The sequence below is a fragment of the Micromonospora salmantinae genome, from assembly GCF_022230905.1.
Lineage (GTDB): Bacteria > Actinomycetota > Actinomycetes > Mycobacteriales > Micromonosporaceae > Micromonospora > Micromonospora salmantinae.
This window is the reverse complement of sequence record NZ_JAKKFG010000023.1, coordinates 197,393-215,526: the sequence shown is the minus strand read 5'-3', so window position 1 is coordinate 215,526 and position 18,134 is coordinate 197,393. Positions and strand designations below refer to the sequence as shown.

Here is an 18,134-nt window from a genome sequence, read left to right as displayed (position 1 = left end):
ATGCGCATCGCCCTCTTCATCACCTGCGTCAACGACCTCGCGTTCCCGGCCACCGGCATCGCGGTCACCCGCATCCTGCGGCGACTCGGCCACACCGTCGACTTCCCCGCCGACCAGACCTGCTGCGGGCAGATGCACGCCAACACGGGTTACCGGGCCGAAGCCCTGCCGATGGTGCGCAACTACGTCGACGTCTTCGACTCCTACGACGCCATCGTCGCGCCGTCCGGGTCGTGCACCGCGATGATCCGCGACCAGTACCCGCACCTGCACCCACCCGCCACCTCGGTGGCCGCCCGCACGTACGAGCTGTCCGAGTTGCTCGTCGACGTTCTCGGCGTCACCGACGTCGGCGCCGAGTTCCCGGAGACGGTCACCTACCACCCGACCTGCCACGGCCTGCGCATGTTGCGCCTCGGCGACCGGCCGCTGACCCTGCTGCGCCAGGTGCGCGGGATCAAGCTGGTCGAGCTGGGCGACGCCGAGGAGTGCTGCGGTTTCGGCGGCACGTTCGCCCTGAAGAACCCGGACGTCTCCACCGCGATGCTCACCGACAAGTGCGCCCGGGTCCGCGACACCGGCGCACGGGTGCTCGCCGCGGCCGACAACTCCTGCCTGGCGCACATCGGCGGCGGCCTCGACCGCCACCGCTCCGGCGTACGGGCCGTGCACTACGCCGAGATTCTCGCCGAGACGGGAGCCACCTCATGAACCCACCGGTAGCACCCGCCACCGGGACCGGGCGGATCCGCACGCCGCTGCCGTTCCCCACCGCCGCCAAGCCGGCCGTCGCCGACACGCAACTCCGGGCCAACCTGCACCGGGCCACCCGCACCATCCGGGCCAAGCGAGCCCGGGTCGTCGGCGAGGTACCCGACTGGGAGGCCCTGCGCGACGCCGGCTCGGCGATCAAGGCGGATGTCCAACGTCGCCTGCCGGAGCTGCTGGAGCAGTTCGAGGCGTCCGCCACCGCTGCCGGCGCCACAGTGCACTGGGCCCGCGACGCGGCCGAGGCATGCCGGATCGTTGTCGCGTTGACCCGGGCCACCGGGGCCGACGAGGTCGTGAAGGTCAAGTCGATGGCAACCCAGGAGATCGAGCTCAACGAGGCGCTGGAGGCCGCCGGGATCGCCGCGTACGAGACCGACCTAGCGGAACTGATCGTGCAGCTCGGCGACGACACCCCCTCGCACATCCTGGTGCCGGCGATCCACTACAACCGGGCCCAGATCCGGGAGATCTTCCAGCGTCGCATGGCCGACGCGCCGGCCGACCTGAGCGACGAACCCGCCGCGCTGGCCGAGGCGGCCCGCGCCCACCTGCGGCGGCGTTTCCTCTCGGCCCGGGTCGCCGTCTCCGGCGCCAACTTCGCCGTCGCCGACACCGGCACGCTCGTGGTGGTGGAGTCCGAGGGCAACGGCCGCATGTGCCTCACCCTCCCCGAGACGCTGATCAGCGTCGTCGGCGTCGAGAAGCTGCTGCCGACCTTCACCGACCTGGAAGTCTTCCTGCAACTGCTGCCGCGATCCTCGACCGGCGAGCGGATGAACCCGTACACCTCGATGTGGACCGGGGTCACCCCCGGCGACGGCCCGCAGGACGTGCACGTCGTGCTCGTCGACAATGGCCGGTCCGCGGTGCTCGCCGACCCGGTCGGGCGGTCGGCGTTGTCGTGCATCCGCTGCTCCGCGTGTCTCAACGTCTGCCCGGTGTACGAGCGGGCCGGCGGGCACGCGTACGGCTCGGTGTACCCGGGGCCGATCGGGGCGATCCTGTCGCCGCAGCTGACCGGCGTGGCCGACAACGCCTCGCTGCCGTACGCGTCGACCCTCTGCGGCGCCTGCTACGACGTCTGTCCCGTGAAGATCAACATTCCGGAGATCCTGGTCCACCTCCGCCAGCAGGCACCGCACCCGCCCGTCGAACGGGCCACCATGCGCGTCCTGTCCTGGGTGATGCGCAGCCCTCGACGGTGGGCCGCCGCCCTGCGCCTGGCCCGGGCCGGCGCGGGGCCACTCGGGGCGTACCGTGAGCGGCGCACCGGCGCTCGGACGCTGCGGCGACTGCCCTGGCCCGCCTCGGCGTGGACCCGGTCGCGCGATCTGCCGCTGCCCGCGCCGCAGACCTTCCGGGAATGGTGGGGTAAGCAGTGAGCGCACGTGACGAGATCCTGGCGCGGCTCCGAACGGCCCTGGCCGACAACCCGCCGCCGGTGCAGGTGCCCCGCGGGTACCGCCGGGTCGACGACCGCTCCGACGTGATCGAGACCCTGGTCGATCGCCTGGAGGACTACCGGGCGGTCGTCCACCGTGGCATCGACGCCCTACCCCGGCTGCTCAGCGAAGTCGACCGGCTCGCCGTCCCCACCGACGTCCCCGCCGCCTGGCTGGCCGGCTACGCCGGGGAGCTGCACCGCGACGCGCCCCCGCTGTCACCGGCCGCGCTCGACGACCTGGACGCGGTCCTGACCGGCTGCGCCGTCGTGGTCGCCGACACGGGCACCATCATCCTCGACGCCGGCCCGGCGCAGGGTCGACGCGCGCTCACCCTGGTGCCCGACCGGCACATCTGCGTCGTCCGCACCGACCAGGTGGTCGGTCTGCTGCCGGAGGCGCTCACCCGACTGGACCCGCGCGCCCCGCTGACCTGGATCTCCGGCCCGTCCGCCACCAGCGACATCGAGCTCAACCGTGTCGAGGGAGTGCACGGCCCGCGCCGGCTGGAGGTCGTCCTGATCGGCCCAGACGACGAAGTCGTCCCAGTCAGCCCAGACGACGAAGTCGTCCCAGTCAGCCCAGACGACGAAGTCGTCCCAGTCGGCCCGGCGGGCGGCTCAGGAGCCTGACGACGCCACCTGCTCGTCGCTGCGGGTCTCGCCCGCCGTCGCGCGCAGCGGAACGCCGCGCACGTTGAGCAGCATGACGATGCCCACGCCGACCACCAGGGCGATGTCGGCGACGTTGCCGACGAAGAACCCGGCGTAGTCGATGAAGTCCACCACGTGCCCGCGAGCGAACCCCGGCTCCCGGAAGAGGCGGTCCAGCAGGTGCGTCGTCGCGCCGCCGAGCACCAGGCCCAACGCCACCGCCCAGGCGCGCGAGGTGACCCGCCACGCGACGACCGTCACCGCGACCACCGCCGCCGCCGCGAACACCGCGAAGATCCAGGTGTACGCGGAGCCGATCGAGAAGGCGGCGCCCGGGTTGTACAGGAGTCGCAGTTGCAGCAGGTCACCGACAACGGTGATGGTCTGCCCGCCGGAGAGCGCGGACTCGGCCCAGTACTTGGTGAGCTGATCCGCGGCGAGCACCACAGCAGCGATCAACACGACGGCGCGGAACATCCCGGAACCCTAGCCGGTCACTGGTGACCGTCACCACCGACGGACGACTCCTGATCAACCACATGATGCATAACTCTGGTAATTGCAAATGACTGGCAACTGTGCCACCGTGATGATCAACGGTTGCGGCGCCGCGCCCACCCGACAAACGATCCTCCCCACACCACAGGAGCCTTCTGTGACCCGGATGCGTCCGACCTTCCGACGCCTCGTGGCGTCGACCGCGGCGGCGGGGATGCTCGTCCTCGTCGGATGCTCGGCCCCGGCCGATCCCGACGGCTCATCCGGCGGCGCGACGCTTGTCGTCGCCACCTCCGACGAGCCGGACGCGTTGAACCCGGTGCTCAACTACGGCGTCGACGGCGCCTCGCTGATCTTCGACGGCCTCGTCAGCCGGGACGACGACAACCGCCTCGTCGCCGGTCTGGCCGCGGCGTTGCCGGAGCTGTCCCCCGATGGACGCACGGTGACCGCGAAGCTCCGCGACGGCGTGCAGTTCCACGACGGCACCGCGCTGACCGCCCAGGACGTCGTCTTCACGTACCAGGCCGTGCTGGATCCGACTGTCGACTCGACGCTCCGCTCCGACCTGGACATGGTGGAGTCGGTGACCGCACCCGACGCGGCCACTGTGGTGTTCCGGCTGCGCTACCCGTACGCGCCGTTCGTGCAGCGGCTCACCCTCGGCATCGTGCCGGCCAAACTGCTCAGCGGGCAGGACATCAACACCGCCGGGTTCAACCGCAAGCCGATCGGGACCGGGCCGTACCGGATCGACTCCTGGACGCCGGGCGACCGCCTGGTGCTCACCGCCAACGAGCGCTACTTCGGTGGGCGGCCGAAGAACAACCGGGTAGTGGTCGCGTTCGTCGCCGACGACAACGTCCGCGCCCAGCGGATGCGCGCCGGCGAGTTCGACGCCGCCGAGTTGCCGCCGAAGCTGGCCTCCGGTTTCGACGCCGACACCACGTTCCGGGTGCAGCGGGTGCCGACCGCCGACTACCGGGGCGTGATGCTGCCGACGGGCAACCCGGTCCTCGCCGACCCGGCGGTCCGCCGGGCGCTCAACCTGGCCGTCGACCGGGCCGCGATGGTGACCGGGCTCCTCGGTGGCGCCGGCGAACCGGCGTTCGGGCCAATCCCCCCGACCTCCGAGTTCGCCGACCCGTCGATCATCGGCAAGCCGACCGCCGACCCGAGAGCGGCCGAAGGGCTGCTCGACGCGGCCGGCTGGACCCAGGGTCCCGGCGGGGTACGCGTCAAGGACGGCCGACCGGCCCGGTTCACGCTGATGTACCCGGCGAGCGACACGCTGCGCAAGGACCTGGCCCTCGCCGTCACCGCCGACGCGAAGAAGGTCGGCATCGAGGTCACTCCGGCGGGGCTGACCTGGGACGCCATCGACCCGCGGATGAAGTCCGACGCCCTGCTGATGGGCTACGGCACCCCGTACGACCCGGACTTCGTCTCGTACAAGCTGTTCGGCTCGCGGTTCGCGGGGCAGGGCTACTTCAACCCCGGCTCGTACCGCTCCGAGGTGACCGACCGGGCCCTGCAGGAGGGCCGCGACCAGATCGACCCCGCCCTCCGCAAGGCCGCGTACGCGCAGTTCCAGAAGCAGTTGGCCGCCGACGTACCGTGGTTGTTCCTCACCTACCTGCGGCACACCTACGTGCTGAAGTCCTCGGTTCAGGGCGTGGTGCCACGGGTCGAGGCGCACGAGCACGGGGTGGCGAACAGCCTCTGGTGGAACATCGACACCTGGACGCGGTCGTGACCCGCTCCGGTCGACTGGCCGGGGCCGGTGCGGTGGTCCGGCGGCGGCTCCTCGTCGCCGTGCCGGTGCTCGCCGCTACCAGCGTCGGAATGTTCGCCCTCGGTGCCGCCTCGCCGGTCGACCCCGCGAAGCAGTACGCGGGTGCGGCGGCCTTCACCGCCAGCGAGGAGAACCTGGCCCAACTGCGCGCCAACTGGGGCGTCGACGACCCCCTGCCGGTGCAGTACCTGCGCTGGATCGGCAACCTGGTCCAGGGCGACCTGGGTTGGTCGACCAGCCGCCACGAGCCGGTCGCCTCGGTGCTCGCCGCCCGGGCCGGTTGGACGCTGCTCCTGATCGGTGTGGCCCTCGCCCTGGTCCTGGTCGCGAGCCTCCTGCTGGGCGCGCTGGCGGCGTACCGGCGGGGTGGGTTGTTCGACCGCGCGTTGCGGGCGGCCGCGTACGCGGTGCAGTCGATGCCGGTCTTCTGGCTGGGCCTGGCCGCGATCGCCGTGTTCGCGCTGGCCCTGGGCTGGTTGCCGGCGGGCGGGCTCACCGACGTCACAGCGACCAGCACGTCCTGGCCCGATGTGGCGCACCACCTGATCCTGCCGGTCGCGGTGTTGGCCGTGTCGCAGGCGCCGTGGTTCGTGCTGTTCGTCCGGGACGCGGTAGCGGAGAGCATGCGCGACGACCACGTGCTCGCGGCGCGGGCACGCGGGTTGCCCGGTCGGACGGTGCTGTTCGGGCACGCGCTGCGGACCGCGCTGCTGCCGTTCCTCACCCTGGTCGGCACCCACCTGCCCGAGCTGGTCGGCGGGGCGGTGCTGGTCGAGACGGTCTTCTCGCTGCCGGGCCTCGGCGCCGTCACTGTCGCCGCCGCACTGGGCAGCGACTTCCCGCTGCTGGCGGCCATCACGCTGGTCACCACAGCTGTGGTGCTGGCCGCGAACCTCGCGACCGACCTCGCCTACGCCGCCGCCGACCCGAGGGTACGACTCGATGGCTGACCTCGCTGCCCGACCGCCGCTGCTCCAGGTCGCCCGGTCGCGGATGCGGCTGCGGCCCGGTCGGGCCGGTGCCGTCACGGCCGGCCTGGTCCTGCTCGTGGCCATCGCCGGCTCGCTGCTCGCTCCGCTGGTCTGGCCGCTGGACCAGAGCGCTGTCGCGCTGGACCAGACCCGGTTGGCACCGTCCTGGACCCACCTCGCCGGCACCGACGACCTGGGCCGCGACGTGGCGCACCGCGCCGTCTACGGGCTGCGGGTCTCGCTGCTCGTGGGCGCTGTCGCCGCGCTCGTCGCCACCGTCCTCGGCGGCGTGGTCGGTGGGATCGCCGGCACGCTCGGCGGCCGGGTGGACCGGATCCTGATGCGGATCGTGGACACCATCGCCGCGATGCCGCACCTGCTGCTGGGCATCTTCATCGTCGCCATGCTGCGTCCCAGCCTCGGTGCCGTGATCGCCTCCGTCGGGCTCACCCACTGGCTCTCCACCGCCCGCATCGTCCGATCCGAGCTGTTGAGCCTTCGGACCCGACCGTTCATCGACGCCGCCATCAGCGGCGGAGCCGGCCGGCTCCGGGTCCTCACCCGGCACCTGCTGCCGCACGTCCTGCCCCGGCTGGCTTTGGCGACCACCCTGATGATCCCGCACGCGGTGTGGCACGAGACCGCCCTGTCGTTCCTCGGTCTGGGTCTGCCGCCGCACCTCGCCTCGCTGGGCAACATGATCAACGACGGGCAGGGGTCGCTGTTGACCGGCGCCTGGTGGGCCAGCCTGGCACCGGGCGGGGTCATCGTCGTCGTCACCCTCGCCATCGCGGTCCTCGCCGCCCGCTGGCGCGACCGCCTCGATCCCCGGGTCCGAGCGGAGCTGCACCTGTGACCACCACCGAATCCGTTTCCGCTTCGGTGCCTTCCCGCACCGTGGTGACTCGGCCGCTGCTCGCCGTGGACGGCCTCGGCGTCGAGTTCCGGCTCCGCGACGCGCGCGTGCGTGCCGTCAGCGAACTCAGCCTCACCGTCCGGCCCGGCGAACTGCTGGCCGTCGTGGGCGAGTCCGGCTGCGGCAAGTCCGTCCTGGCCCACGCCCTGCTCGGCCTCCTGCCGGGCAACGCCACGACCACCGGTCACGCCGTGCTGCACCACCCCGGCGCCGACCCGGTCGACCTGGTCACCTGCGGCCAACGCCAGCTGGCCCGCAGGGTACGCGGACGCCGCGTCGGGTTGGTCCCGCAGAGCCCGGCCACCGCCCTGAACCCGGTCCGCACCGGGCGGCGACTGCTCGCCGAGACGCTGCGGGCGCACGGCCGCGACCGCGCCGATGCCGACCAACTCGCTGTCGATGTCGGGCTCGACCCGGCGGACCTGGACCGCTACCCGCACGAGCTGTCCGGTGGCATGGCACAGCGTCTGGTCACCGCGCTCGCGCTGGCGCCCGACCCGTCGCTGCTCATCGCCGACGAGCCCACCACCGGGCTGGACCGGCCGCTGGTGGACCACACCCTCGACCTGCTGCGCCGTCGCTGCGAGAACGGCGCGGCCGTCGTGCTCATCACGCACGACCTGGCCGCCGCACGCCGGGTCGCCGACACCGTCGCCGTGATGTACGCCAGTCGCATCGTGGAACACCGCGCCAGCGACCAGCTCTTCACCGCGCCGGCCCACCCGTACGCCTCGGCGCTGCTCGACGCCCTGCCGGACCGGGCCTTCCGGCCGGTGCCGGGCGACCCGCCCATGCTCACCGCGCTGCCCCCCGGGTGCGCGTTCGCGCCCCGCTGCCCACGCCGCACCGACACCTGCGCGGACCGACCACTGTCGACCCCGCTCACCGGTGGCGGCACTGTGGCCTGCCACCACCCGATCCCCACCGGAGCCACCACGTGACCAGCGCGCAACACCTGCTCGCCGACGAGGTGAGCGTCGGATACGGCCGCCAGGTCGTCCTCGACGGCGTCACACTGCGGATCGGCCGCGGAGAGACGGTCGGGCTGCGCGGGCCGTCCGGCTGCGGAAAATCGACACTGGTCCGGGTCCTGGCCCTGCTGCACCGCCCCGATCAGGGCCGGGTCAGCATCGACGGCACCGCTGTCGACGCCGTCCGGTACGCCGTGCCGGTCGCCCTACGGACCCGCGTCGCCGCCCTCTTCCAGAGCCCGCGCGCCGCCGCCGATCCTCGACTGAGCCTCACCGATCTGATCGCCGAACCGCTACGCGCCACCCGGACGCCCGAGTCGGCGGTCCGGGAACGGGTGGCCGAACTCGCCGACCTCGTCGGCCTCACCGCGGATCTGCGCAGCCGGCGCCCCCACGCGGTGTCCGACGGGCAACTGCAACGCGCCTGCCTCGCCCGGGCCCTCGTACACCGCCCCGACTACCTGCTCTGCGACGAGGCCACCGCCATGCTCGACGCCTCGACCCAGGCGCACGTCGCCGCCGTCATCCGCGACTATCAGCGGACCCAGCGCGCCGGTGTCCTGGTCGTCACCCACGACCAGACCCTGCTGGACCGCTGGAGCGACCGGATCGTCGACCTGGCCGCCACAGCGGGGGCACGCGCCTGACCCTCGGGCGCTCCTCGACCGCAGTGTCCCTCTCCTGGACAGTGACCGGATCTCCGCGCAGTCGCGGCAGGAACTAACCTCTATCGTCTACAGCCTGCGGGCGGACGGACTCACCGGCACAGGGACGGGCAGATGACCGACGACCACGACGCCGCCGGAGCGATGAACTTCATCTTCGAAGCCGGCGTCCTCAAACGCGCCGCCCGCACCGGCTGGTGGTTCGCCGGCGTCAAGCAACCCGAATCCATCGCCGAGCACTCCTTCCGAACAGCGCTCATCGGAATGATGCTCGCCGCCATGGAGGGCGCCGACCCAGCCCGAGTGTCAATGCTCTGCGCCCTGCACGACACCCAGGAAACCCGAATCACCGACATCCCACACATCGCCAAGCGCTACCTCACCGCCGTACCCAACACCGCCGTCACCGCCGACCAGGTCGCCGACTGTCCCCCAGCCGTCGCCGACGTCATCACCGCTGCCGTCGCCGAATACGAAGCTGGCGAGACACTAGAAGCTGTCGTCGCTCGTGACGCTGACAAGCTGGAATGCCTCGTCCAAGCCGTCGAGTACCGCCACCAGGGCATCGACAACGTGCAGCGCTGGATCGACAGCTCACGAGCGGCTCTGAAGACCGCCAGCGCCCACCGCCTTGCCGACGCCGCCCTCAGCGGACAACCCCTGGCCTGGCTCACTCCCCCGCCGCAGGAGTAAGCGTCATCACTTGGCGTTGTATTGATCTCGGCGATGGGCGTAGTCGATCAAACTGGAGGAGACGCCCTGTGACCTGGGCTTGAAGAGGTCATAGACGGTCATCGGTGGTCACTGCTAGTTCACCTCAGACAGCCTGGAGACGGCCTGATCTTGACGCCATCTCCAAGGGCTCCGCTCTCCGCCGAGGGATGCAGAGGCGAGCTGCCGGCTCTTGCCACCTCGATGCCTGACGTGTCGCTCACAAGTCCTGTGCACGTTATCCGGTTGCTCAAGCGCGTTACCGTGTCCCGTGATCGTATGGCTCAACGGCACCCACGGCGTGGGCAAGACGACGACCAGCGCGCTCGTGCAGCATCTGATACCGGATTCACGGGTGTTCGACGCCGAGAAGGTCGGCGAGACACTCATGGACATCACACCCGGGCTACCCGCCACGGACAACTTCCAGCACTGGCCGCCATGGCGGCAACTCGTCGTCGAGACCGCCCGCCGCGTGCTCGACTACACCGGCGGCACTCTGGTGATGCCCATGACCGTCCTGGTCGAGCAGTACTGGCGCGAAATCAGCACAGGCCTTGCCCAACATGCCATCCCGGTAAGGCACTTCGTTCTCCACGCTGACGAAGACACCCTCCGCGGGCGTATCGAGGGGGAACACCCCGTCCCCTCCCCGTTCCGCCTCAAGTACCTCAAGCCCTACGCCGAGGCGGCCCGCACGTGGCTACATGCCGAGGCCGAGGTCGTCGACACTACGAACCTGACTCCCGCCCAGGCCGCCGTGCAGATCGTCCGAGCTACCACGGAAGGCTCAGATGTCTAACCTGAGGAATGCGGTTGAGTCAGGGCGGACGAGCTTAGCGCCTGCTGGCGGTGGAGCGGCAGACGACCGAGTCAAATGGCGGGGCGGGCCACTGCTGGCCGATGTTGACCGCCGCATCGGGCGCGGATCGGGCACGCGCTCGTGAGTCGGAGGCTTGAACCCCTAATGAATGCCTTGCTCTCCCGCCTGAGACCTACCAGCCGTGGGTCCAACGCGAGATGTACGGCCAGGGCTGGAGCGTCTACGGACTCGTTGCCTTCGGGGAGCGGATCGAGGAGGCGCTCGAGGCATGCCCGAACACTGCCTCCGCGCTGACGAAGGTCCCTCACCTGACGACCGCTGGGTTCTCTCGGATGACTCCTGGCACCCAAATCAAGCCCCATCAGGGATGGGTCACCACCGTTTACGCGCGCATCTCGGACTCGTCGTGCCGCAGGACTGCGCGCTGCGAGTGGGCGACGAGACTCGACAGTGGCGCGAGGGCGAAACCCTCGTCTTCGACGACACCGTCACGCATGAGGCGTGGAACTACGGCACCCTTGACCGCGTTGTGCTCCTGGTCGACTTCGTCCGTCCCGGCTGCGAGGACAGGCCGCAGGATGAACTGCCGGCCTCAGTGGCCGGCTTCGTACGACGCGGCGGATGAGCCAGACCACACAAGAGCACTCCAAGGCCCGTCTCATCCTCCCGTCCCGAGAACCCCGCCAACCGCCGGCAGCGCCCCGAGGCATCACGTTCAATGCAGCGCGGTACGTGGCAAGTCCGGATGTCGGATCATGACGGTGCCAGGCATCATCATCGTGTGAACGCCCGCCGAACCGTCGTCTTGGTGGATGACCTACGTTCGTTTGTGGATGGCCGTATCGCCGAGGTGGCCCGCACCAGCGACGCCGGAGTTGAACTCCTCGGTCGGTACCGAGGCCGGCGCTTGGATGAACTGTGGCTGGACCATGACCTCGGCGGGGATGACACGATCTGGCCGGTCGTGGAGGTCCTGGAACGGGCGGCCTTCGACAAACGCCCCTTTGACGTCGGCGTCATCAACATCCACTCCGCCAATCCGGCCGGCGCCGCGAAGGTCGCCCTGGTCCTAAGACGCTGGGGGTATTACGTCCGTGTCGCGTCGTGCTCAACCGAGGTCGGCTATCTCGACGGCCACGCAGTGAACTGACCGGCTCAAAACGCGCCGCCAGCTGGTTGCCGCACTCGGACGGCGGCAGAAGAGGAAGCCGACGGCGCATCGATCCCATCAAAATTGGCCGTCCTCCGACTTTGCCTGAAGGCGTGCGCGAGGCGGTAGGGACCAGCCGCCGTCGGGCCGGTGACCAACAGTTGGCATGATGGGCTGGTGACCGAGCCGGTGTTTCGATACCATCCTGATCCCTTGGCCACGGGCTCGGCGGTGCCGATTCAGCACGAATGCAGCGTCTGCGGTCAACTTCGGCAAATTCGCTACCGGGGACCGGTCTACGGCAGACAACCCGAGAGTCTTTGCCTGCACTGTATCTACTCCGGAGCGGCTTCCAGCGCACTCGGCGTCGTCGCCGCCACGGATGGCAGCGACATCCTGGAGATGCCCGCTAACCTTAGCGACGCCGTCGACGTACCTGACGACGTGCCGCATCACGTCATCGAGGAGATCACTCGCCGGACCCCCGGCTTCACCGGTTGGCAGCAACAGTCATGGCTCTACCACTGCGGCGATGGCGCGGCCTTTCTCGGCCCAGTTGGCTACCGCGATCTCGAACCTCATCCGGACGCCCTGAACATGCTTCGCGCGGGCCACCGGCAACGCGGCTGGTCACCCGAGGAGACCGAAGAGTTCCTGCACCGGCTCGACCGTAACGGTGAGCCCACCGCGTATCTGTTCCAATGCCTGCATTGCGGAACTCACCTCTCGTCCTGGGACATCGGTTAACCGCGCCTTCACGCCGAGACGCAGACGCACTCCTCGGCAGATCCGGTCGCCACGCCGTCACGCCAGGATGGCAAGCCTGGCGAGCAGGCCGTCGATGACACCCCCGCTCATCGGCAGGGCCGGGTGTTCGCTGCGCGGACTGCTCGTGACGAACTGTGACGCCCGATCGGCGGCATGAGTGGATGTCTATTGACTTTGGCGGCCACCGGTCAGATGGATGTGACGTAACCAGGGACTGAAGGCGGCGACGTGGCCCGAGGCGCCGTGGTGCGCTTTCGATGGCGTGAACCGGCCTTCGCTGACTGCGGCGTCGTAGGCGCCCCCGATGGCGTACTCGGCCAGGATTCCAGACACTTGGCGCTCGGCAGCCCAAGCGAGTCCAGCGTCCAGGTTGTCGAACACTCCGGAGGCATATCGGGCGGAGTCACCGTGGAAGATCCAGACGGTTGACCTGAGCGGGCTCCGCTGATCAGAAGTATGGCCTGCGCCGCTGGCCCTCCGGCGTAATGGAGAACGAATCGGGAAACTTGCCCGATCGATGGCGTACGGCCAGAAGCGCCGGTTCGGGGTGTACGCCCCGCAGCCCCGTCTCGGCTGCAGAGTTCGCGAAGGCATTCCACCTATGGATGCAGATGAGGTCGCGGTCACGATCGGCCGTGGTGTAGGCAAGCGTCTTGGGGTAAAACGGGTTAGTTCCCCCGATCCAGAGCGACGGTGGCCCGAACGTCTCAATGACTTCGCGCAGCGCCCGATCCCGCGACAGCCAGCTGCTAACGTCCGCGTGGAGCTGCTCATACTCTGCCTCGGACAGCGCCCGTTCCAGCTCAAGCCAACCGAGGCGATGCGCGATCTCGGCGTAGACGGACGCCGTGGCATCACGCACGGCCCCTGCCGGCAGAATGTTGCTGTAAGCGCCCCCGACACGGACGTGACCACCAACTGACGACGCGGACTCTGGGGGCGTGACGTCGCCCAGGCGCCTTGGGGCTCCGTATCGGCACGTTTCACCGAGCAGTGCGAGGCCGACGTTTGGCCAACGCGAGCGGGGGCGCCGAGGCGCAGCGCGCACGGTCGGCGGCAGAGGAGGATGACGGAAACGGCTTGCCGATAGGCGGCGCCAATGCCACGCTCCGCCCCGATGACTACACGGAGCGAGCTTCGGGCATTGCACGACCAGCGGGTGCGGGGCACCATCGCCTCGCGTCTGCCGAACAACTGGAAGCCGTCGTGGGATGGCCCTGTCCTGCAGATAGCCACCCGCGCGCGAGGATTTGCCTTCGTGCAGGATCTCGACGGCCTCAGCGTCGACTACCGCCGCGCCGGCCACACATTGACCGACGCCGCTTCCGGCATCGCCAACCTCCACAACATCATCCTCACCGGCTGACCATCGGCCCGGTCCCGGGCAACACCTTGAACCTGTGTGCTCTGTCTGCGGCATGAGAGTCCGCGGCGTGGATGCGCCGCGGATGATTGCTTGCTGCCCCTAGCCGATCTCGGGAAGACTGACCTCATGACAAGTCAAGTCAATGCTGATGGGCATGATTATTTTGCATTGCGGACGTTCCGTCAGGATGGGTCATCGGTGTCGACGCCGGTCTGGCTGGCGTCAGCCGGAGGGAACCTGTACGCGTACACACCCGGCCGCTCCTGGAAAGTGAGGCGGATCCGGCGGAACTCGAAAGTCGAGGTGGCGCCGTCCAACTTTGCCGGTGAACCTCACGACCAGTGGCGACCGGGCCACGCGCGGGTACTCCCCGCGTCGGAGTTGCGCATCGCCAAGCGCGCGATGACCGCAAAGTACGGAAACAAATTCCGTTGGTTCACGATCGTGACGCTGGTCGGTCGCCTCCGCAAGCACGGCGGGCGGGCTGTCGGACTCGAGATTAGCCTCGACTCGGTGTAGCACCCCCGCCAGGCGACATAGAACGTTGTCGACCGCTGTGGAGAATTGCGGAGCACTCCGGTGTGAAGCAGGACGCCGCACCGACTCTGACCTACGGCAACGTGAGCCGCAGGCAGGGGTGGGTGCGAGCGGCGTCCCCACCCGAAGGGTGAGGCTGCTGAGCGATCAGGTGGCTCGGCCTGTCGGGGCCGCCGGTCGCGGCTTTCGCCGAGGCCCCATTCGCCGGCCATGTCGTCGTACGTCATTGTTCACTGCTGCGGGGTGTCGGCGGGGTTCAGTGAGAAGTAGTCCTCCTCTTCCTGCAGGAGGTGCAACCGGAGCACGGCGTCCAGCCCGTACAGGACCGCGAGAAGGTCGGGCACCTCGTCGGGGCGCAGCCGGCCGTCCGGGTGCTGGGCCAGGTGGCCGCCGATGCGGTCCACCAGACGGCTGATTTCTACGTGCCCCCGGCTCATGGTGGAGGTCGCCTCGTCGCTGCCCAGAGGATCGGCCAGCGCGGGGTAGAGCCGCTGCTCCTCGGCCGCCTCGTGTGGCAGCACCTCGTCGACCAGCCGGCGGTGCACCCCACGTAACGCCGGTACGCATTCCGGCGCGTCGGGGCGGGTCGCTACCAGGTCGGCGGTGTCCCGCAGCCGGGCCAGCACGTCCCGCACCCCGGCGTGCTGGCCGGCGTACCGGTCGAGCAGTTCCCGGGTCTCCGGTGAGACCTTGCGGCGGCGCAGGCCGCCGCGGAGGGCTCGCAGCGCGTTGGCGATCACCAGCACGTCGATGCCCTCCTGGAGGAACGCGCCGGCGACCGGGGGTAGCCCGCCGGCGGCGGCGACCATCGCGACCACCGCGAGACCCATGCCGACGGTGGCGCTCTGTACCGCGATGCGGCGCGCGTACCGGGCGATCTCGACGGCGTCGGCGAGCCGATCCAGCCGGTCGACGGTGAGCACCGCGTCGGCCACGTCGGCGGAGGCGGTGGCCCCGGTTGCGCCCATCGCCACGCCGACGTGCGCCTCTGCCAGGGCCGGGGCGTCGTTGACGCCGTCGCCGACCATCACGGTGATCGCCCGAGCGGACTCCTCCCTAACCCGGTCGATCTTCTCCTGCGGCGAGCACTGGGCGATCACGTCGTCCACGCCGACGGTCTGCGCCACCTGCCGGGCGGTACGCGGCCGGTCGCCGGTGACCATGATCAGCCGGCTGAGGCCGGCCTCCCGAAGCCGCCGCACGGTGCGCCGAGCGTCGGGGCGTACCGGGTCCTCGAGAAGAATCGCGCCGAGCGGGCCGCGGTCATCGCTGACCCAGACGGTGGAGTGGCCGGCCAGTTCGGCGCGCTCACGTACCCGCTGCGCCCATTCGGGCGCCTCACCGGCGAGCTGGCCCACCCGCACCAAGCGCCCGTCCACCCGTCCGGTCACCCCGCGCCCCGGCTCCTCGGTGACATCCGTCGGCTCAACCAGCCGCAGCCCCCGCTCGTTGGCCTGCCGGACGAGGGCGGCGGCCAGCACGTGCGTGGAGAGCTGCTCGACGGAGGCGGCCAGGCGCAGCACGTCGTCCCGGTCGCCGCCCGGCGCGACCACCGTCTCGGTCGCGCGGGGGCGGCCTGCGGTGAGTGTGCCCGTCTTGTCCATCAGTACGGTGCGGGCCCGGCCCAGCAGCTCCAGCGACCCGCCGTCGCGGACCAGTACCCCGCGCCGGGCCACCCGGGACAGTCCAGAGACGATCGCGATCGGGGTGGCCAGCAGCAGCGGGCATGGGGTGGCTACCACCAGCACCGCCACCGCCCGCAGGAACTGGCCGGTGAGCAGCCAGGCGGTTCCGGCCAGCAGCAGGGTGAACGGCACGAACGCGGCAGCGTACCGGTCGGCGAGCCGGACCATCGGCGCCTTGTGCGCGGTGGCCTCTTCGGCCAGCCGGACGATTCCGGCGTACGTGCTCTCCGCCGCGTTCTTCGTCGCCCGCAGCCCGAACCCGGCGTCGGCGTTGACTACGCCGCTGGCGACCTGCTCGCCCGCGGCGCGGGTGACCAGCTGCGACTCGCCGGTCACCACCGACTCGTCCAGCGTCGCAGCCTTTTCGACCGTCCCGTCCACCGGCACCACGTCGCCGGGGCCAACCACCAGCTGGTCTCCCGTCGCAACCTGGTCCAGCGGCACCACCTCGATCGCGCCGTCCGGAGTGCGCCGCCGGGCCTGTCGAGGGGCCCTTTCCAGCAGGGCGCGCAGGTCACGGCTGGCCCGGCGCTGTGCGTAGCCTTCCAGCGCCTGCCCGGTGCCGACCATCACGGCGATCACCGCGCCAGCCAGGTACTCGCGGACCAGCAGCGTGCCGACCAGCGCCAGCACCGCGATGACGTCCACCCCGAACTGCCGGCGCCACAGCTGCCGTAGCGTCGCCCACATGGCCGGCACCAGCGCAACGAGGGTCACCGCCGCCCAGACCAGCTGGGCCGCCGTCCGCAACCCTGCCACCCACAGCCCGCCGCCCAGCAGGGCGGCCAGGGTGATCAGGGTCAGCGGTGCCCACTCCCGCCAGTCCACCCGCCGCCCCCGCACCGGCTGTTCCGGCACGCACTCGTCCGGTTCCGCTCCCACCTGCGGATCGTCTCAGCGCACCGGTCCCTGCAAGCGGGAACCGGCGTGATCCGTTGCGGGCCGGACGATCCCCGAGGCGGGGTATGCCGGCTGACCGGCATCCCCGGAGGACGGAGCGGCAACACCGCCCGGAACAGGTCCGGAGTGGGGCACGATGTGGAAAACGAAAGGTCGTGACGATGAGCCACGAGACGCCGGCCAGGGACCGCCCGCTGACCACCGCACTCACGCAGGCCGCCGCGGCGGCCGGTCTCGCCCCGTCGGTGCACAACAGCCAGCCGTGGCGCTGGACGGTCCTCCCCGACGCGCTGGAGCTGCGGATGGTGCACGAGCCGCAACTCGCCGCAACCGATCCGGAGAATCGGCTGGTGACGTTGAGCTGCGGCCTGGCGCTGCACCACGCGCGCGTGGCGCTGGCCGCCGAGGGTTGGGCCGCAGAGGTGGAGCGGCTACCCGACCCGGGCCAGCCTGAGCTGCTCGCCCGATTCAGCCGGTTCGAGCAGACCGAGGCGGACGCGGACGCGACCCGCCTCGTGCCGTGCATGCGGACTCGGCAGACCGACCGGCGGCCGGTCAGTGACGAGCCGGTGCCCAACGGCACACTCGACGAGATCGTCAAGTCGACCGGCGCGCAGGGCGCCCGACTCCAACTGCTCGACTCCGACCAGGTGATGGAGTTGGCGGCCGCGGCGGCCCACGCTGCGGTGGTCGCGGCGGAGGAGCCGGAGCTGCGGGAGGAGCTCGCGTACTGGACCAGCCGGGCCGCAGCCGGCGCCGGATTGCCCCCCGAGGTGCTGCCCGAGCAGCCCCCGCAGACCACCGTGCCGGTACGGGACTTCGGCAAATCCGGAACCCTGCCGATCAGCCCCGGACACGACCGTGCGGCCGCCTATGCCATCCTCTGGAACATCGACGACGAGCCGGACAGCTGGCTGCGCGCCGGAGAGGGGCTCTCCGCCGCCTGGCTGACCGCCACCCGGCTCGGCGTCTCGATGGTGCCGCTCAGCGGCGTGGTCGAGACCGACGGCACCCGGCAGACACTGCGCCAGATGCTGGCCGGGCTCGGCTTTCCGTATCTGGCGATGCGGCTGGGGATCGCCGACCGGGCGCACGCCGCGCCACCCCACACTCCGCGCCTGCCCACTGAGCAGGTCGTCGACACCTCCGCGGTGGACTCCGGCACCAGGTAGCGTGCCCGTCCCCGGACGCTCACCGGGGGGGCCAAGCCCAGGAAACGAGCGTCTCGCGGAAGCCACCACGGGATGCGCGTGACAAAACCATGCCGGCCGGGCATGACCCACGACAGCCGATCGACCAACTCCTCAAAGACGTGAGGACAAGCCTCGATGGGCTGTCGTGGGCTGTGCCAAGGTGGCTTGCTGATCGACAACAGCGGCGCTTTGCGGGCCGCGCTCCGCGCTGTGCGGATGAGCTCTGCCTGGGATTGACAGCCACCACCAGACCGATGCCGACCTGTCACTGCGACGACCAGCGACCCGGGACCAGGAGCCACGAGTAACGCTGCAAGCA

19 protein-coding genes and 2 pseudogenes are annotated in these 18,134 nt (G+C 70.4%); 17 read left to right on the top strand and 4 right to left on the bottom strand.

The genetic code is table 11. The annotated features are described in order from the left end of the window. The 3 genes from PSH03_RS19355 to PSH03_RS19345 are packed head-to-tail and all read left to right on the top strand — an operon-like array spanning position 1 to position 2,845. Complete coding sequence (locus PSH03_RS19355; RefSeq protein ID WP_238659206.1) at positions 1–711, top strand: (Fe-S)-binding protein; 711 nt, start codon at positions 1–3, stop codon at positions 709–711. Beyond that, positions 708–2,153 carry a LutB/LldF family L-lactate oxidation iron-sulfur protein gene (locus tag PSH03_RS19350; RefSeq protein ID WP_238689967.1) on the top strand — a complete coding sequence of 482 codons (1,446 nt, stop codon included), beginning with the start codon at positions 708–710 and terminating at the stop codon, positions 2,151–2,153. Before PSH03_RS19355 ends, PSH03_RS19350 begins: the two co-directional genes overlap by 4 nt. Beyond that, positions 2,150–2,845: a LutC/YkgG family protein gene (locus PSH03_RS19345; protein WP_238689966.1), complete on the top strand. Its 696-nt coding sequence runs from the start codon at positions 2,150–2,152 to the stop codon at positions 2,843–2,845. The genes PSH03_RS19350 and PSH03_RS19345 overlap by 4 nt, the downstream gene beginning before the upstream one ends. On the opposite strand, the gene PSH03_RS19340 is transcribed toward PSH03_RS19345, so the two are convergent. Next, complete coding sequence (locus PSH03_RS19340) at positions 2,834–3,343, bottom strand: signal peptidase II (protein WP_238689965.1); 510 nt, start codon at positions 3,341–3,343, stop codon at positions 2,834–2,836. The genes PSH03_RS19345 and PSH03_RS19340 overlap by 12 nt on opposite strands. A 187-nt stretch (positions 3,344–3,530) precedes the next feature. On the opposite strand from PSH03_RS19340, the gene PSH03_RS19335 reads away from it, so the two are divergent. The 11 genes and pseudogenes from PSH03_RS19335 to PSH03_RS19280 all read left to right on the top strand — a co-directional run bounded on the left by PSH03_RS19335 (position 3,531) and on the right by PSH03_RS19280 (position 12,113). Further along, entirely contained in the window at positions 3,531–5,120 is a 1,590-nt protein-coding gene (locus PSH03_RS19335) for an ABC transporter substrate-binding protein (protein ID WP_238690127.1), read from the top strand. Continuing rightward, positions 5,090–6,109: an ABC transporter permease gene (locus PSH03_RS19330; protein ID WP_238689964.1), complete on the top strand. Its 1,020-nt coding sequence runs from the start codon at positions 5,090–5,092 to the stop codon at positions 6,107–6,109. The genes PSH03_RS19335 and PSH03_RS19330 overlap by 31 nt, the downstream gene beginning before the upstream one ends. Continuing rightward, complete coding sequence (locus PSH03_RS19325; protein ID WP_238689963.1) at positions 6,102–6,986, top strand: ABC transporter permease; 885 nt, start codon at positions 6,102–6,104, stop codon at positions 6,984–6,986. The genes PSH03_RS19330 and PSH03_RS19325 overlap by 8 nt, the downstream gene beginning before the upstream one ends. Then, positions 6,983–7,987, top strand: a complete 1,005-nt coding sequence (locus PSH03_RS19320; protein ID WP_238689962.1) for an ABC transporter ATP-binding protein — start codon at positions 6,983–6,985, stop codon at positions 7,985–7,987. Before PSH03_RS19325 ends, PSH03_RS19320 begins: the two co-directional genes overlap by 4 nt. Beyond that, positions 7,984–8,664: an ABC transporter ATP-binding protein gene (locus PSH03_RS19315; protein ID WP_238689961.1), complete on the top strand. Its 681-nt coding sequence runs from the start codon at positions 7,984–7,986 to the stop codon at positions 8,662–8,664. The genes PSH03_RS19320 and PSH03_RS19315 overlap by 4 nt, the downstream gene beginning before the upstream one ends. Positions 8,665–8,668: 4 nt before the next feature. Next, positions 8,669–8,800 (top strand): annotated as a pseudogene (locus PSH03_RS19310) (transcriptional regulator); the annotation flags it as partial. Further along, positions 8,797–9,375 (top strand): HD domain-containing protein, encoded by a 579-nt coding sequence (locus PSH03_RS19305; RefSeq protein ID WP_210781471.1) that lies wholly within the window; start codon positions 8,797–8,799, stop codon positions 9,373–9,375. The pseudogene PSH03_RS19310 and the gene PSH03_RS19305, both read left to right, overlap by 4 nt. A gap of 289 nt (positions 9,376–9,664) precedes the next feature. Next, positions 9,665–10,195 carry an AAA family ATPase gene (locus tag PSH03_RS19300; protein WP_238689960.1) on the top strand — a complete coding sequence of 177 codons (531 nt, stop codon included), beginning with the start codon at positions 9,665–9,667 and terminating at the stop codon, positions 10,193–10,195. Between the two features lie 218 nt (positions 10,196–10,413). Continuing rightward, a pseudogene (locus tag PSH03_RS33065) lies at positions 10,414–10,841 on the top strand (aspartyl/asparaginyl beta-hydroxylase domain-containing protein). Between the two features lie 156 nt (positions 10,842–10,997). Further along, positions 10,998–11,366, top strand: a complete 369-nt coding sequence (locus PSH03_RS19285) for a cyclic-phosphate processing receiver domain-containing protein (RefSeq protein WP_210781473.1) — start codon at positions 10,998–11,000, stop codon at positions 11,364–11,366. Between the two features lie 177 nt (positions 11,367–11,543). Continuing rightward, complete coding sequence (locus tag PSH03_RS19280; protein WP_238689958.1) at positions 11,544–12,113, top strand: CbrC family protein; 570 nt, start codon at positions 11,544–11,546, stop codon at positions 12,111–12,113. Between the two features lie 186 nt (positions 12,114–12,299). Here PSH03_RS19280 and PSH03_RS33170 read toward each other — a convergent pair whose 3' ends face one another. Together PSH03_RS33170 and PSH03_RS19275 are read right to left on the bottom strand one after the other, a co-directional pair. Beyond that, the gene (locus tag PSH03_RS33170) at positions 12,300–12,551 is read right to left on the bottom strand and encodes a DUF7710 domain-containing protein (RefSeq protein WP_441005698.1); all 252 of its coding nucleotides are present in this window, start codon (positions 12,549–12,551) and stop codon (positions 12,300–12,302) included. A 31-nt stretch (positions 12,552–12,582) separates the two neighbouring features. After that, positions 12,583–12,996, bottom strand: coding sequence for a hypothetical protein (locus PSH03_RS19275; RefSeq protein WP_238689957.1), 414 nt, complete (start codon positions 12,994–12,996; stop codon positions 12,583–12,585). A 255-nt stretch (positions 12,997–13,251) separates the two neighbouring features. On the opposite strand from PSH03_RS19275, the gene PSH03_RS19270 reads away from it, so the two are divergent. Together PSH03_RS19270 and PSH03_RS19265 are read left to right on the top strand one after the other, a co-directional pair. Continuing rightward, the gene (locus PSH03_RS19270) at positions 13,252–13,500 is read left to right on the top strand and encodes a hypothetical protein (RefSeq protein WP_238689956.1); all 249 of its coding nucleotides are present in this window, start codon (positions 13,252–13,254) and stop codon (positions 13,498–13,500) included. 126 nt (positions 13,501–13,626) lie between these two features. Continuing rightward, positions 13,627–14,019, top strand: a complete 393-nt coding sequence (locus tag PSH03_RS19265) for a PPOX class F420-dependent oxidoreductase (RefSeq protein ID WP_210781476.1) — start codon at positions 13,627–13,629, stop codon at positions 14,017–14,019. 248 nt (positions 14,020–14,267) lie between these two features. Here the strand turns inward: PSH03_RS19265 and PSH03_RS19260 are convergent, their stop codons facing one another. Then, complete coding sequence (locus PSH03_RS19260) at positions 14,268–16,604, bottom strand: heavy metal translocating P-type ATPase (RefSeq protein WP_238689955.1); 2,337 nt, start codon at positions 16,602–16,604, stop codon at positions 14,268–14,270. Between the two features lie 179 nt (positions 16,605–16,783). Here PSH03_RS19260 and PSH03_RS19255 point away from each other — a divergent pair, with 179 nt between their 5' ends. Further along, on the top strand, positions 16,784–17,794 hold the full coding sequence (locus tag PSH03_RS19255; protein WP_210781478.1) for an Acg family FMN-binding oxidoreductase: 1,011 nt from the start codon (positions 16,784–16,786) through the stop codon (positions 17,792–17,794). Positions 17,795–18,134 lie beyond the last annotated feature (340 nt).